Genomic DNA, 16,190 nt, shown 5'->3' with positions numbered 1-16,190 from the left:
ACCATCGGACATGTACCGGCGCAACGAAACCTGTCACCGAGAAGTCCCCGTTCGGCTCGTTCGCGTCATGCTGCGAATCTGGCGTGCGGCCACCGACAGCGTCGCCAGGTCGTGCTGACCGCTTCCGTTGATCTCGCTGAGGGTGCGACGCGCGCGGTTTACCCGGGAACCGTTCGTCGCCTCCCATTCCGCGATCTTCTCCTCAGCGGTTTCCTCGGGCTCTCCAACCGCCAGCACGTCGAGGCACAGCGCCCGCACCGAACCGTAGATGTCATCGCGAATCGCCAACCGGGCCAACGAATGCCATCGGTCGTCTCGATCGAGTCGTGAAACCGCAGTGAGCAGGGTGTCGGTGTTGAGGTAGTCCATCAGCGCGAAATACGTGCCGGCGACCTCGTCCGGTTCCCGATCAACGATGTCACCGATGTCGATGATGTCGAGCAGGCTGAACTGATAGAGCCCGGTCGCGACCATGTACGCCAGATCCCCGGGGACCCCGTGCGAGGCGAACTCGCCGGCTTTCTTGGCCACGATGGCCTCGTCGTCACCGCGCAGCCAGTCCGACATCCGCGGCGCCAGCGCGGCGACCTTGGCGGCGAACCGATTGGTCTCGGCACCCACCGCCAGGGGTTGAGGACGGTAGCTGAGCAGCCAGCGACCGGCCCGGTCGACCAGACGCCGGAGATCCAACGTCATCCGGTCGGTCACCATCACCGGCACGCCGTCGGCGCCGGCGGCCCGAATCTGTCGCCAGACGTCGTCGATCCGGAAGATCGCGTTGACTGCGGCATAACTGCGGACAGCGTCCACCGGGCCGACCCCGGCGTCCTCGCTGATGCGGTACGCGTAGGTGATGCCACTGGTATCGACGAGGTCGTTGACGAGCATGGTCGCGACGATCTCCCGGCGCAGTTGATGCGCCCGGATCTCCGCGCCGAACGGTGCCCGCAGCTTCTCGGGGAAGTACCACGGCAGCCGCGACGCGAACGCCTCCTGATCGGGTAGCTCACTGGCCAGCACGTCGGCCTTGAGCGCGAGCTTGACATGGGCCATCAGAGTGGCCAGTTCCGGTGAGGTCAGACCGATTCCGGCGTCGGCGCGGCGCCCGATCTCCTTCTCCGAGGGCAGCGCCTCAAGTTCGCGGTTGAGCCCGCGGTCGGCGACGAAGTCCCTGATCATGCGCGAATGCACCGGAAGTAGACTGGCTGCATTGGCTCTGCTGGTGCCCATCAGGTCGTTCTGGTCCTCGTTGTCCTCCAGCACCAGCCGCCCGACCTCGTCGGTCATCGAGAGCAGCAGTTCGGTGCGCTCCTCGGGGCTGACCTTGCCCGCGGTGACCAGCGAGTCGATCAGGATCTTGATGTTGACCTCATGGTCGGAGCAGTCGACGCCGGCCGAGTTGTCCAGTGCGTCTGTGTTGATGCGACCGCCCGCGAGGTCGAACTCGATGCGGCCCAGCGCGGTCACGCCCAGATTGCCGCCCTCGCCCACCACCTTGGCGCGCAACTGGTTTCCGTTCAGCCGGACCGGGTCGTTGGCCCGGTCGCCGACGTCCGCGTCGGACTCGGTCTCGGCCTTGATGTAAGTGCCGATGCCACCGTTGAACAGCAGGGCGGCGGGTGCCTTGAGGATCGCCTTGATCAGGTTCGGCGGGGTCAGCTCTTCGATCCTGTCGTCGATGCCCAGCGCGGCCCGGGCCTGCCGGCTGAGCTGGATCGACTTGTGCTCTCTGCTGTAGACGCCGCCGCCCTCGCTGATCAGCGAGGCGTCGTAGTCCTCCCAGCTCGAGCGCGGCAGGTCGAACAGGCGCTTGCGTTCCTCCCATGAACGCGCGGCGTCAGGGTCCGGGTCGATGAAGATGTGCCGGTGGTCGAAGGCGGCCAGCAGGCGAATGTGCTTTGACAGCAACATGCCGTTGCCGAACACGTCACCGCTCATGTCGCCGATCCCGACGGCGGTGAAGTCCTCGGACTGGGTGTCGACACCGATCTCGCGGAAGTGCCGTTTGACCGACTCCCACGCGCCTTTGGCGGTGATGCCCATCGCCTTGTGGTCGTATCCCACCGAGCCGCCCGAGGCGAACGCGTCGCCGAGCCAGAAGCCGTATGACTTCGCGACCTCGTTGGCGATGTCGGAGAACGTAGCCGTGCCCTTGTCGGCCGCCACCACGAGGTATGCGTCGTCGCCGTCACGGCGCACCACCTCCGGCGGGGCGGCGACCCGTCCGGTCGCCTTGTCCACATTGTCGGTCAGATCGAGCAGGCCGGCGATGAACAACTGGTAGCAGGCCACCCCCTCCGCGCGTTGGGCGTCGCGGTCGGCGGCGGGGTCGCCGGTGGGCGCCGGCGGCCGCTTGACGACGAACCCGCCCTTGGCTCCGACGGGCACGATCACCGCGTTCTTGACGGCCTGCGCCTTGACCAAGCCGAGGATCTCGGTGCGGAAGTCCTCCCGGCGGTCCGACCAGCGCAGCCCGCCGCGCGCGACATAACCGAACCGCAGATGCACACCCTCGACCCGCGGCGAGTACACGAAGATCTCGAATTTCGGTCGTGGCAGCGGCAGTTCATCGATCAGGCCCGGATCGAGCTTGAACGACAACACGCCCTGCTGCCGGGCCGACTCCCGCCGGGTGACGAAGTAGTTGGTGCGCAGCGTCGCCTGGATCATCGACGCGAACGCCCGCAGCACCCGGTCGGTGTCCAGGCTGACCAGCGCATCGATATCGGCGGTCACCGCCGCGGCGGCAGCCTGGGCGTCACGGCGCCTCGGTGCACCGCCCTGCTCGGTGTCGGCCCCGGGGTAGAACAGGGCCTCGAACAGTTCGACCAGCGACCGCACGGTGCCGGCGTTGTCGTTGACGACCGCTTCGATGTGCGACTGGCTGTAGGGAAAACCCGCCTGCCGCAAATACTTTGCATAGCTTCGCAGCGTCGACACCTGCTGCCAGTTCAGCCCGGCCCGCATCACCAACTCGTTGAACCGGTCGATCTCGACGCGGCCCTGCCAGATCGCGGTCACCGCATCGGCGAACCGCGCAGCGGCCTCGGCGCGTTCAGGGCCCGATTCGATGCGCGGAATCGACTTGTGCGGCTTGATTTTGAACTGGTAGATCGACACCGTGAGCCCGTCGGGCCGCTGCACCGCGAACGGCCGCTCTTCGAGCACCACCACGCCCATCGACTGCAGCATGGGCAGCAGGTCGCTCAGCGACGCGGAGTGCCCGCCGAGGTAGAGGGTCAGTTGGGCGGTGTCTTCCTCGGTGTAGGCGAGAACCGGTTTGATCGAGCCGTCCAGAAGTTCCTCGATGATCGCGATGTCGCCGATCGCGTCGAGCGGTGCGACGGCTTGTTTGTAGGGCTCGGGGAATGCCTCGGAGTAGTGCTGCGCCGTGCGCTGGTCGATCGACCCCGTCTTCACCGCGCCGATGAGCCGGTCGCCCCACGTCCGTGCCGCTTCGGTGAGCAGATCCTGAATCCGTGTCTCGTTGTCCTGGGATGTGTCGATGCCGCGCGGGTTGGTGCCCCCAGGCATGCGCACCGAGAAATGCACAAGGGCCCAGGGGGATTCGCTCACCCGCGCGGTGTACTCAATGCTGGTCCCGCCGAGTTCGCGGACGAGGATGTCCTGCATCTTTAGCCGCACCGCGGTGGTGTATCGGTCGCGCGGCAGGTACACGAGGCACGAAACGAAGTGCGCGAGCGAATCGGCGCGCATGAACAGCAGGGTGCGCCGCCGCGACCCTAGGTCGACGACGGCCTTCACCATGTCCAGCACTTTTCGCGCCGACAGCGCGAACAGTTCCGACCGCGGGATGGTCTGGATGATGTCGAGTAACAACTGCCCGGGATGACTGGGATCGCTCCGGGAGAGCGACAACGCCTCGCGAACCCTACGCGAGATCAACGGGATCTCAAGCACATTCGCGTTCATGGCGGCGACCGTGAACAAACCGACGAACCGGTGTTCGACGGCGGCCGGACCGTGCTGCTCACGGACGACGACGATGTACGGGTAGGCGCCGTAACGCAGATAGCTCGGGATGGTGGCCTGCGCCAGTGAGAGAAGGTCGTCGTCGTCGGTGAGCGGGGGCAGCACATCCTGGCGTAGCCGCAGCACCCCCAGTCGGCTCGACCGGTCAACCGAGGACCGGCCGTCGCGCACCGGGCACCGCTGATATCCCAGCAGCACGAAATGCCCGTCGGCCAACCAGCGCAGCAGCGCCGCGACGTCCTCACGGTCCGGCCCGCGGAACCGCTCGCCGGAATCGGTGCCGAGTTCGTGTGCCAATCCGCGCAGCGTCGACGAGAGTTCTTCGGCGTCGAGCGCGACGTGATGCGCATCGGCGACCACGCTCGGCAACATCTGCGCCACCTGGGCAAGCGACTTGGGCTCCACGGTGGCCGCCAGTTGGACGTGGATCCACGCCTCGTCCACTCCGTCGCGGGAGCCGCCGGCCTCGGCGACGGGCGCGACGTCAAGCAGTTCGCCCGCCCTCGCGCGATGCACCCGCAGCACCGGGTTCATGATCGCGGTATAGGCCACGCCGAATCGGTGCAGCAGCACCGTGACCGAGTCCATCACCATCGCGGTGTTGTCGGTGACGATCTGCAGTGCGGGCCCGAACCCCGCAGGGTCGTCGGCGCGATACACCTCGACGCGGGTGTCGCCGAACGGACGGAAGCTGCCCAGCCGGTGATGGGCGATGATGAGGTTCGGCGAAACGACCTCGTGCGCCGTCGCGGTCACCGGCATGGTCACGGTGGCGTCCGCGGCGGGGGCGTCGGCATGCGGACCGCGGTAGGTCTCGAGATAGGCGCGCGCCAACCGCGCCACTGTCTGGTCGTCGAGTCCCGGTGACTCGTTGCGCTCGGCCCCCGCGCCAGCTGACCTTCCGACGGCCTCCGGGTTCATCGACATGCGACGCTCCTGAACTGTAGGCACGTACCTTCGCCGTTGGATGTCACCGCGAGCCCGGTGAGCGAAGCGGCTTCGCGGTCTGCAGGTGACCTTAGTAGTCCAGCCAGTCGTCCCCCTAGCCTTTCAGCTGGGTAAGCCTTTCAGCTGGGTCGGCCCCCTTCTTGCTTCGGGAGCCACCAGCGCGCCTACCCGCCGGATCAGTCGCGCGTGAGCTTGCGGTAGGTCACCCGGTGTGGACGCGCAGCTTCGACCCCAAGTCGTTCCACTTTGTTCTCTTCGTAGGCGCCGAAGTTGCCCTCGAACCAGAACCACTTGGCCTCGTTGTGCTCGTCACCCTCCCACGCGAGGATGTGGGTGCACGTGCGGTCGAGGAACCAGCGGTCGTGGGAGATCACCACCGCACAGCCGGGGAAGCTCTCGAGCGCGTTCTCCAACGAGGACAACGTTTCCACGTCGAGGTCGTTGGTCGGCTCGTCGAGCAGTATCAGGTTGCCGCCCTCCTTGAGGGTCAGCGCCAGGTTGAGCCGGTTGCGTTCACCGCCGGACAGCACGCCCGCCGGCTTCTGCTGATCGGGACCCTTGAAACCGAATGCGGATACGTACGCGCGCGACGGGATCTCGTTCTGGCCGACCTCGATGTAGTCCAGCCCGTCGGAGACGACCTCCCACACGGTCTTCTTCGGGTCGATGCCCGCACGGGACTGGTCGACGTAGCTCAGCTTGACGGTCTCGCCGACCTTCACCGTGCCGCTGTCGGGCTGTTCGAGACCGACGATGGTTTTGAACAGCGTGGTCTTGCCCACGCCGTTGGGACCGATCACGCCGACGATGCCGTTTCGCGGCAGCGTGAACGACAGGTCCTTGATCAGGGTGCGGCCACCGAACCCCTTGTCCAGGTTCTTGACCTCGACGACGAGGTTGCCCAGCCGCGGCGGCGTCGGGATCTGGATCTCCTCGAAGTCGAGCTTGCGGGTCTTCTCCGCCTCCGCGGCCATCTCCTCGTAGCGCTGCAGACGGGCCTTGCTCTTGGCCTGGCGCGCCTTAGCGCCCGAGCGCACCCACGCGAGCTCATCCTGGAGCCGCTTCTGCAGTTTGGCGTCCTTGCGCCCCTGCACGGCGACGCGTTCGGCCTTCTTCTCCAGATACGTCGAATAGTTGCCCTCGTACGGATAGGCGCGGCCGCGGTCGAGCTCGAGGATCCACTCGGCGACGTTGTCCAGGAAGTACCGGTCGTGGGTGACCGCCAGGATCGCGCCCTTGTACTCCGCAAGGTGCTGTTCGAGCCACTGCACGCTCTCGGCGTCCAGGTGGTTGGTGGGCTCGTCGAGGAGTAGCAGATCGGGTTTGGACAGCAGCAGCTTGCACAACGCGACCCGGCGACGTTCACCGCCGGAAAGATGTGTGACCGGTTCGTCGGGCGGCGGGCAGCGCAGCGCGTCCATCGCCTGCTCGAGCTGGGAGTCGATGTCCCACGCGTCGGCGGCGTCGAGCTCCTCCTGCAGCCGGCCCATCTCCTCCATCAGCTCATCGGAGTAGTCGGTGGCCATCAACTCGGCGACCTCGTTGTAGCGGTCGAGCCTCTCCTTGATCGCCACGCCCTCTTCGACGTTCTCGCGAACCGTCTTCTCCTCGTTGAGCGGCGGTTCCTGCTGCAGGATGCCCACGGTCGCGCCGGGCTGCAGTAACGCGTCACCGTTGTTGGGCTGATCCAGCCCCGCCATGATCCGCAAGACGCTCGACTTGCCCGCCCCGTTGGGGCCGACGACGCCGATCTTCGCGCCCGGAAGGAAGTTCAGGCTGACGTCGTCGAGGATGACCTTGTCGCCGTGCGCCTTGCGGACCCTCCGCATCGAATAGATGAATTCGGCCATGCCGTGGTTTGCCTTTCAGAAATCGCGATCCAAGGGGTGATGCTCGCGGACCATCGTAGGCGTGGCCTCCTCAGCGGTACCGACAGAGTTGTCGGCGGCGCAGCCGAGAGCTCCTCAAACGGCTGCGCCGACCGGGTGGCCGCTACGCGGTCAGGGGCAGCGCCGTGTCGGGCTGCTCCGCCTCGTCGTCATCACCGACGTTCCCGGACTGGCCGTCCGGATCGGTGCACCGCTGGTCGCTCTGCTGCTTGGCCCGATCGATACGTGCAGTACAACGGGCCAGGTCCGGGCCGACCGACGTCGCTCGCACCTCGACCGATGAGCGTCGATTGCCGTCACGGTCGTCGTACTCACTGGTGTAGACGTGCCCGACGACGATGACGGGATCGCCCTTGACCAACGCGGCGCTGGCCCCGGCGACGACCCGCCCCCAGCAGTTCACCGTGACGAACAACGAGTTTCCCGGCTCCCATGTTCCTTCGGCCGTGCGGCGGCGTGAGTTGCTCGCAACGCGGAACCGGACCATCTCCTGATCTCCGACCCGGCGGTGGATCGGGTCGGTGACGATGTTGCCGACGATGGTGAACGGTGTCTCGAACATGTCGATCTCCTCCAACTTGTTTGTTTGCCGACGGCCCCGGTGGCGCGTCGGTGACACCGTCATTGAGCGCCGCCGGGCCGACACCGGAGGCGGTGCGACGACCCGGTGTCGGTCGGCCCTGTGGATGGATCGGACGTTGGGGATGGCCGGCTTCGTGTCGCCCAGACCGACGCTTTGGCTGGTCCGCCCGCGCGCGATCGACCATTGCGTCGGTTTCGAGCGAACACCGCAGCGAACACCACACGGGGCCTAGGGGCGCCAGCCCCGCGACAGCAGCGCGGTGCGTGCCTGGTCGACGATGTCGGCCCCGCGGTCCTCTTTGATGACATGGATGACGTGCCAGCCAAGCCGCTGCAACGCGCGGTTGGCCTGAACGTCGAGGACATATTGTCGCCGGCTGGTGAGGTGTTGTTTTCCGTCGTATTCGGCGCCGACTTTGAACTCCTCCCAGCACATGTCGATGCGCCGGACGTAGCGGCCCGACTCGTCATGGACGACGAATTGCGTCGTGGGGCAAGGTAGCCCGGCATCGACGAAGAGCAGCCGCAGCCAGGTCTCCATCGGCGACTCGGCACCGCCGTCGACCAGCGGCAACGCCATCCGTAGCAGCCGCAGACCGCGGACACCGCGATGACGTTTCGCCAGTAGCGCGACATCCTCGGCAGCGAACGGGCGGGCGTTCATCAACGCGTCCAGCCGTGCGACAGCCCGGTCGCGCGGCTGATGCCGGCCCAGGTCGAACGCGGTCCGAGCCGGGGTGGTCACCTGGATGTCCGCGACCGCGGTGACCTCGTCCTCGTCCAGGGTCTCGTCGCGGACGATCAGCCCGCGTTGGCGCCGGACCGCCGCGACCAGTTCGATCGGAACGTCGTCGCCGACCCATTTCGCCCCGTGCATCGCGGAGGCGGCCACTCCGGCGATCACCGCCGAGGGCGAGGCGAGGGATACGCCGACGATCCTGTCGCGCAGCGACACCTCATGGCGTCGCGGGACGTAGATGCCGCGGTACAGCGGTCGATACTGACTGCGCAGGTGGGCTCGGGTGAGCTGGCCGGTGGCGACGGCGTCACTGCCGACGAAGGGAATCTCCACACAGTTAGGACGCCGTGACCGCTGGACACGCTCCACTGTTCTCGAAACCGACGCAATGGTCGTCTCGGCGGCCGGAAACCAGCCAAAGCGTCGGTCTGGACGCTCGACTCGGGCCGACTCAGCGAGACGCGTCGCGTCGGGCGAGTTCGGCGAGCATCGCGTTGTAGGCCGCCAGCTCCGCGTCGTCGTCGCGTTCGGCGGCCCGGTCCATCCGCTTCGCGGTGCGCCGATCGCTGCGCGACCACTGGATCAACAGCGCGATCATCACGATCACGAGTGGAACCTCGCCCGCCGCCCAGGCGATGCTGCCGCCTGTCCGCTGATCGGAAAGCAGATCGGTGTGCCAGCTCAGCTGCAGGGACCGGTAGAACGGCTCGCCCAGCACGCTCTTCGTGCCCATCAACACCACACCGAAGAACGCGTGCAACGGCAGGGACGCGAACACCATCCCGATCTTGCCCAGATGGGGGATCTGCCGCGGTGCCGGGTCGATGCCGATCGTCACCCAGTAGAAGAGGTATCCGCTGAGCAGGAAGTGCACGTTCATCAACACGTGGGCGCCGTGCTTGTCGACGGCAGCGTCGTAGAGGCCGCTGAAGTACAGCCCGTAGAAGCCGGCGACGAACATCACCGTCGCCACGATGGGGTTGGTGAAGAAACGCGAGAACCGTGAGTGCAGCGCCGCCAGCAGCCACTCCCGTGGACCGGGCGGATCCCCGCGGCCTGCGGCCGGCAGCGCCCGCAGCGCCAGCGTCATGGGCGCGCCGAGCACCAACAGGATCGGCACCAGCATCGACAGCAACATGTGGGCGATCATGTGCATCGAGAACATCGCCGGCATGTACCGGCCCAGGCCCGACGATGTCGCGATCAGCAGCGTGGCACAACCGCACAACCAGCCGAGCGTCCGGCCCAGCGGCCAGGTGTCGCCGCGACGCCGGAGCCTTCGCACACCGAGCAGATACACCACCGCAAGCACGATCGCGGCGGTGCCGAAGATCAGATCGAAGCGCCAGTCGAGCATCACCCGTGCGAAGGTGGGCGGGCCGGCGAGGTCGTATCCGATGGCCACCTCCACCGGGCTGGGCTGTTCGGCCAAGGGCGGCGGAGGGGTACGCCCGAGCCCGACCGCGATGCCGAACGTCGCACCGAACAGCATCGCTTCGAGCAGCGCCAGCCGGATCAACGGGCCGCGCGCGTCCGGGTCGGCCTGCAGCGCGGCGACCCCCGAGCGGCGTTGCCCCCAACCGATCAGCCCGAGCAGGACCAAGGCCACCGCTTTGGCCACGACCAGCAGGCCGTACTCGGTGCGAATAAGGTCGGCGGGCTCGACCCGCACCAGCGCATTGACCACGCCGCTGATGGCCATCACCACGAAACACCACAGCGCCAGCGCCGAGAACCGGCGCGCCGCGAGGTCGGCGTGGCTGCCTCGGCGCATCGCGTGCACCAACAGGGCCAGCAGCCCACCCGCCCACAACGCTGCCGCACCGAGGTGGAACAGCAGACTGTTGGTCGCCAGGTCGTGGGCGCCGCCGGTCGACGAGTGCCCGGTCAAGCCGAGCGGGACGAGCGTCGCCAGCGCGGCTGCCAGCAGGATCGGCGTCCACGTCCAGCGCAGCACCGGGAGGCTGGCCACGGTGACTGCCGCGGCGAGGAACGCGGTCCACCGCCATGCGCCGACCGTCTCGACGAGGCCGGCGGCCGACCAGACCGCCACCGGATCGAGGTTCTGGCTCAACGCCTGGCCGGAGACATCCGACACGGTCAGCGGAACCATCAGCGCCGCGCACACGGTCCACACGGCCGACGCGCGGGTGCCCAGGCGCAACGCTCGGTAACCGGCCGCATCGAGCACGCCGTTGGCTTGCGGTGGCACCAGGAACGCCGCGAACAGGAAGGATCCCACCGCGATGACCGCCGCGATCTCGCCGGCCGCCCGCACGAACGGCAGCCCGTAGGTGGTGACCGGGCCGGGATCCGGCAACCCGGTCGCGCTCAGCGCGTCGGCCAGCGACAGCGCGCCGATCCCCGCTGCGACCGAGCCCGCGAGAACCGCCACTCCAGCGAGCACCGGCCATACTGCGCTACTGCGCACGCCCGATACCGCCGTCGTCATAGCACCAGCGTATGGCGGCAGCTCAAGCTCGCCGACAGCGCGGTTGTTTACCGCACCACTCGCGATTCGTGTCACCCACCGTGCGCTCGGCGAGCGGGATGCGGTCGCCTACGCACGGCGCGCGACACGACGCTCGATTTCGCGCGCAAAGAACTGCTGACGGGCGATCTTCTCGACTTTGTCCATGTCGCGCAGGATGCCGCGCAGTTCGTCGCGGAACGCGGTGCGCCGGTCGTGGAGATCGGCCGCGGGTTGGAGAAGATGCTGGTCGGCCACCACCTGACGCGCGGTCGCGAACAGCAGGGCCGACACCGATTCGTTGCTGCGCACCCGGCTCTGCGCGACGTACTGGTTGCCCAGTCCGAGTGCTTTCTTGGTCAGGTCCTTCTCGTCGATTTCGGCGGGCGCATCACGCAGCACGTCGGCGACGATCTCGTATGCCTCGAAGAACGGCCTGAGCAACGCGCCGGCCAACAACGGTTGTTTGGCACGCAGCAGCGCATCGACCTGGTCTTCGCCCGCCGTCACCTGCTCCTCCCAGCTGTCTTGCCAGGACAGCTCCTCGGCGACGTGCTCACGAAACGCCGCGGAGTCGGCGAAGTAGAAGTCGAACTTCAACAGGTCGCGCAGCCGCATCACCTGCGACCAGAACGCCTCGAGCCGGTCGGTTTCCGCTCGTCCGGCATACACGAGCGCCAGTTCGACAAGCGAGGTCTCCAGGAAGGCGTCGATGAGCGTGTTGCGGTAGAACGCGGCCTCGTGTTCGTCCTCGGGAGCGATCCGCCAGACGGGCTCGCGCCCCCCTTCCACGCACGTGACGGGGTGCCGGTTGGACAGCGCGTCGAGCGCTGCCCGGACGCCCTCGCTCGTGCGTAACCGCAACGCGCTGTTGGTCATCGGGGTCTGCTTGCGCTCCAGGTAATCGAGCGACGGCTGCAGCGTGTGGTGAATCTGGTCGAGTGTCAACGCGATCCCGCGGGTGGACAGCAACAGCGCCGACACGAGAGCCGAGGCGTTCACCGGCGTGGCCCGTAGGATCCGCCATGACACTTCGAACGCCATCTTCTGCAGCGCAAGGCGTTTGGCGTCGTCATCGGTGGTCATGGGACCGTGGGGCACACCGAGGTATTCGCGCATGGACACGGCCTCGGGGAAACGGACGTAGATCTTGCCGTAGTTGCGCTCGCCCTGCGCCTTGATGAAGTTGTACATCCACGACAGGCTTTCGGGTGTTTTCTCACCCCCGCGGGCGTAGGCGGCGTACTCGGCGGTCTCGTGCAACTGGTCGAAACTGATCGACACCGGCTGCAGCAGGATGTCCTCGCTGCGGCCGTCGAGGTAGGCGTCGGCCACGTACGCGAGCAGGCCGAGCTTGGGCGGCAACATCTTTCCGGTGCGCGATCGGGTGCCTTCGATCGACCAGCTGAGGTTGAACCGCTTCTCCACGATGTAGCCGACGAATTGCCGAAGCACGTATTTGTAGAGCGGATCGTCGAGTTTGCGGCGCAAAAAGATCACGCCGGAATGGCGCATCAACGGCCCCATGAAGCCGAACGAGAGATTGATTCCCGCAAAAGTGTGCACCGGGGGTAACCGGTTCTCCTGCATCGCGACCGGCACGATCACACCATCCAGGTAGGACCGGTGCGAGAACAGCAGCACGGCCGGATGGTTCTCGAGATTGCGGCGCATCGACTCGACTTCGTCCCGGTCGTAGTCGATGTTCGGATCGAAGCCACGACTGAAGATCGCGCGCCCCAGCGACGGGATCAGATCGACCGAAAACCGACTCCAGCCGGTGGAGAGTTCGTCGAGCATCTCCCCCGCCGTGTCGAGGTCCGCATCCGGGATCCGCTCCAGTCCTTCCCGAAAGCGCGCCGACGCCAACAACTCCGGCTTGATCAGCCGGGGCGACTTGTACTCCGGGCCCAACAGCCGCAGCTCGACGCGCTCGATCGCCAGGATCGCACGTCGGATCACGAAACGCGCGAATTCGCGGGGGTTTTCGGCGACGGTGGTGTCGGCCCACTGCTGACGCAGTTCGGAGACCTTTGCGGGTTCACCGGCGACGACACGGGCCCGCGACCGGTCCCGGCTCAAGATCCGGCGCTGCAGGATCTCGGGCGGACGGTAGGTGTCGCGGCCGGAGAGCAGCGCCACCACCTTGGACCGGGTGGGCAGGCCTCCGGGCACCCAGAACACTCGCACCGGCACCACCGAGCGGTCTTCGCCCGCCTCGAGTTCGGATACGAGTTGGGCGAGCACACCGGCGGGCGGGTCGTCGTACGGCAACAGCAGCACGTCGATCTTGGCCTCGGGGTGCTCGCGCCGCTGGTGCTCGAGCCAGTCGTCGAGCAGATCCCGTTCGGCCGGCGAGGAGGCCGACGCCAGCACCAGCGCGTCACCGGTGGGCGTGAAGGGCGTGTACTGGTCGGCCGAGAGCTTCACGGACGCCCCTTGCCCGCGGATTTCGGTGCCGCCTTCTTGACCGCTGTCTTCGCCGCCGCTTTCTTCGCAGCCGGTTTGCCGGCCGCGGGCTTCTCGGCGGGCGGCTTCTTCTTGGCGGGCGCCTTCTTCGACGAGGACGCGCGGCGGGTGTAGAGCTCGGGGGTGGGTAGTTTGTCGTGCGGCCAGTCCGCCAACGTGTCGAGATAGAGCTGACGCACCTCGGCGATGCGGTCCTCCATGTTGTCGTGGTTCCAGTCGTCGACGGGTATCGGCGGGTAGACCACCACGTCGACCGTACCGGGATTGAACGTGCTCGAATCGCGGGCGGCGATCACCTCCGCATTGCGAATCACTATGGGCACTAGAGGGATACCGACTGACATCGCAATCCGGAAGGGACCCTTCTTGAACGGTCCGACCTCGGTGGTGTCCAACCGCGTGCCCTCCGGAGCGATCAGGATCGACAACCCCTTGCGGGCCAGATCCTCGACCTTCTTCAGCCCCTCGACCGCCTTCTCCGGATCCTCTCGGTCGATGAACGCGGCGTCCATGATCCTGCCGAGGGTGCCGACGATGGGATCCTTCTCCAGTTCCCTCTTTCCGACCGACGTGAAATTGGTGTCCACCAGATGACCCGCGATCAACGGGTCGGCCTGGTTGCGGTGGTTGAACAGGAACACCGCGGGCCGCTGCTTGGTCAGGTTCTCCTTGCCGAGCACGTTGAGGTTGATGCCGATCGTGCTCATCAGCGCCCGGCCGAACGCCGCGGTGAAGAAGTTGACACCGGTGCGCTTGCTTCGGGTCAGCAGGCCCAGCCCGACTGCCCCAGCCGCGATCGGGCCCATGGTCGCGATGCCCGCAGCGGTACGGAGTTGCGAAATCGGGTTTGCACCACTGCGACTGGTGAAGCGCAGCACGGGCCAGCCGCGCTTGGCGGCGACCGCGGCGAGCTTGCCTCCGGGGTTCGTCGGCCGCGGGTTACCGACTAGGTACATCAGCGCGACGTCCTCGTCGCCGTCGGCGTAGAAGTAGCTCTTGGACAGGTCGACACCGTGCTCGGCGGCGAACTTCTGCACCGCCCGGGCCTTACCGGGCCCCCAGATGATCGGTCTGGTCACCTCGCCGGTAAGCAAGCCGTCTTCGTCGATCTCGAACGTGTTGCTCAGCACGTTCTCGATGCCGAGAAACCGCGCGACGGGCTCCACCTGGACCGTCAGCGCCGACGAGCTGAGCACGACGGTGTGGCCCCGGGCCATGTGCGCGCGCACCAACTCCCGCATCTCGGGGTAGATGCGGCTGACGATCTTCTGGACGAACAACCGCTCGGCGAGTTCGTCGACGGCGTCGAGCGAGTTGCCGCGCAGCATTCGCGCACCCTTGCCGATCAGGTCCTCGAACTCCGAGCGGCCCAGTTGGTGGTTGAGGCCGGCCTGAACCATGCCGATGAACTCCCCCATCGACATCTGCCGGCGACGAAATCGGTCCTGCGTCATCACCACACCGGTGAAGCCGGCGACCAAGGTACCGTCGAGGTCGAAGAACGCCCCCACCTGAGGTCCCTGGGGGCTGGCCTGGATCTCGGCGACCGACCCCGGCAGCCGCATAGTCCGCCGCGAGGGCTCACCGTTTGCCGAAGTCATTGCGCTGCACTCCCATTGGATGACGGTGAACTGGATGAGCTTGTGTCGACGGCGAACGAGGCGGGTTCGGCTCGGTCGTCGCCGCCGAGGGCGAGCACCTCGTCGAAACCCGACAGCAGGCAGCGCGCCCACAACTGCGGATCGACGATCGCCGCGCGGTCATAGCGACTGGTGATGGTGCAGTAGCCGGATCGCGAGACCAGCACCACCATCATCGCGACCCCCGGTAGCGGGCCGAGCCCGTACTGCCGTAGGACTTTGGCGCCGGCGATGAACGTGTCACCGGCGTACACGGGGACATTGCTGGCCTGGACGTCGGCGTTGACGATGGAGCCGGCCATCGACTCCAGGGCCGTGTCGGGTAGCAGACCCACCAGTGGTGCAATGGCGGTGACCATGTCGATGGCCCGTTCCTCGCGCCTGGTGGTCATCTGGGAGCGGATGTTCCGGATGCGGATTTCCGGATCGGTCAGACCGATCGGCGCCGCAAGATTGACGCCCGCAAAGCGGTTTCCACCCGCCGGATCGGCGTCCGAACGGAGGTTGACCGGCACCGCCATCGGCAGCGTCTCGATCGGCACGCCCATCGCTTCGTGATAGAGCCGCAGCGCACCGCACAAACCGGCCAGATACGCGTCGTTGATGGAGCCGTCCGCGGCCTTGGCAGCCCGATGCAAGATGCCGAACTCGATGTCGATCGCCTCGCTACGCGACGACAGGCTCCGGCGCCGCAGGACCGGCGACGGATCCGCGGCCGGGCCGACCACGCGTGCCCCCGACATGACGTACTCGACGGCGCTGCCGAACCGTGAGATCGGATCGCGGATCACCTCGCCTGCGACGTGTGCGGCGCCGAACAGGGCGCCGCGCACGCGGCCTGCGATGGTTCCCGGCAGCCGAATGATCCCTTGTCTCATCAGGTCATTGGGCGAAAGGTCCTGCGGGATCGGGAGCGGCGGCACGGGCTGGGGCGGCGGGTCACGCTCGAGGTCATAGAGATTCGCGAACATCTCGACACCACCGACGCCGTCGGTGACCGCGTGGCTGAGGTGAACGACCATCGCGGCGCGGTTGTCGGCAAGCCCCTCGACGAGAGTGGCCGTCCACAGCGGTCGCGAGATGTCGAGCGGCGACTGCGCGGCGACCTCGGCCAGGTCGAGCACCTGCCGGAAGGTGCCGGGTTGCGGGGCGCGCACCCGCCGGAGATGGAAGTCGAGGTTGAAGTCGGGGTCGACGACCCACCGCGGCGCCACGGTCGGCAGCGTCGGCATCACCACCTTCTGCCGCAGCCGCAGCACCTTGCGCGACGCGTTCTCGAACTTTGCGCGAAACGTATCCCAGTCCGGCGCACAGTCCAGGATCTCGACGGTCATGATCCCCGACCGGGTGCGCGGGTTGGCCTCGCCGCGGTGCAGGATCTGGTCGAACGGGCTGAGTTCCTCGGGAAGTCCCGACGCATCGAGTTCCGGCACGTCGCTCATGGGCCGCGCTTCCTCCTC

At 67.0% G+C, this 16,190-nt stretch carries 8 protein-coding genes; all 8 read right to left on the bottom strand.

The features are described 5' to 3' along the window. Window positions 1-33: 33 nt before the first annotated feature. A complete protein-coding gene (locus QGN32_RS20185) occupies window positions 34-4,920 on the bottom strand; it encodes an NAD-glutamate dehydrogenase (protein WP_326546036.1) in 4,887 nt (1,628 codons plus the stop codon). 197 nt (window positions 4,921-5,117) lie between these two features. After that, a complete protein-coding gene (ettA, locus tag QGN32_RS20180; protein WP_326546035.1) occupies window positions 5,118-6,791 on the bottom strand; it encodes an energy-dependent translational throttle protein EttA in 1,674 nt (557 codons plus the stop codon). A 142-nt stretch (window positions 6,792-6,933) separates the two neighbouring features. Then, window positions 6,934-7,392, bottom strand: coding sequence for a single-stranded DNA-binding protein (gene ssb / locus QGN32_RS20175; RefSeq protein WP_326546034.1), 459 nt, complete (start codon window positions 7,390-7,392; stop codon window positions 6,934-6,936). 249 nt (window positions 7,393-7,641) lie between these two features. After that, window positions 7,642-8,484: a type IV toxin-antitoxin system AbiEi family antitoxin gene (locus QGN32_RS20170; RefSeq protein ID WP_326546033.1), complete on the bottom strand. Its 843-nt coding sequence runs from the start codon at window positions 8,482-8,484 to the stop codon at window positions 7,642-7,644. A gap of 118 nt (window positions 8,485-8,602) precedes the next feature. Continuing rightward, window positions 8,603-10,603, bottom strand: coding sequence for a bifunctional copper resistance protein CopD/cytochrome c oxidase assembly protein (locus QGN32_RS20165; RefSeq protein WP_326546032.1), 2,001 nt, complete (start codon window positions 10,601-10,603; stop codon window positions 8,603-8,605). A 108-nt stretch (window positions 10,604-10,711) separates the two neighbouring features. Continuing rightward, window positions 10,712-13,051, bottom strand: coding sequence for a glycerol-3-phosphate 1-O-acyltransferase (locus tag QGN32_RS20160; RefSeq protein ID WP_326546031.1), 2,340 nt, complete (start codon window positions 13,049-13,051; stop codon window positions 10,712-10,714). Then, window positions 13,048-14,691: an HAD-IB family hydrolase gene (locus QGN32_RS20155; protein WP_326546030.1), complete on the bottom strand. Its 1,644-nt coding sequence runs from the start codon at window positions 14,689-14,691 to the stop codon at window positions 13,048-13,050. The genes QGN32_RS20160 and QGN32_RS20155 overlap by 4 nt, the downstream gene beginning before the upstream one ends. Beyond that, a complete protein-coding gene (locus QGN32_RS20150) occupies window positions 14,688-16,172 on the bottom strand; it encodes a wax ester/triacylglycerol synthase family O-acyltransferase (RefSeq protein ID WP_326546029.1) in 1,485 nt (494 codons plus the stop codon). The genes QGN32_RS20155 and QGN32_RS20150 overlap by 4 nt, the downstream gene beginning before the upstream one ends. Window positions 16,173-16,190: the final 18 nt, after the last annotated feature.

This window comes from Mycolicibacterium sp. ND9-15 (assembly GCF_035918395.1).
Taxonomy (GTDB): domain Bacteria; phylum Actinomycetota; class Actinomycetes; order Mycobacteriales; family Mycobacteriaceae; genus Mycobacterium.
This window is presented reverse-complemented; position numbering and strand designations above follow the sequence as displayed.

Excerpts from the sequence above, each read along its gene's own strand:
- ssb (WP_326546034.1), bottom strand. The coding sequence starts at position 7,392 with ATGTTCGAGACACCGTTCACCATCGTCGGCAACATCGTCACCGACCCG.
- QGN32_RS20150 (WP_326546029.1), bottom strand. The coding sequence starts at position 16,172 with ATGAGCGACGTGCCGGAACTCGATGCGTCGGGACTTCCCGAGGAACTC.
- QGN32_RS20165 (WP_326546032.1), bottom strand. The coding sequence starts at position 10,603 with ATGACGACGGCGGTATCGGGCGTGCGCAGTAGCGCAGTATGGCCGGTG.
- QGN32_RS20155 (WP_326546030.1), bottom strand. The coding sequence starts at position 14,691 with ATGACTTCGGCAAACGGTGAGCCCTCGCGGCGGACTATGCGGCTGCCG.
- ettA (WP_326546035.1), bottom strand. The coding sequence starts at position 6,791 with ATGGCCGAATTCATCTATTCGATGCGGAGGGTCCGCAAGGCGCACGGC.
- QGN32_RS20185 (WP_326546036.1), bottom strand. The coding sequence starts at position 4,920 with ATGTCGATGAACCCGGAGGCCGTCGGAAGGTCAGCTGGCGCGGGGGCC.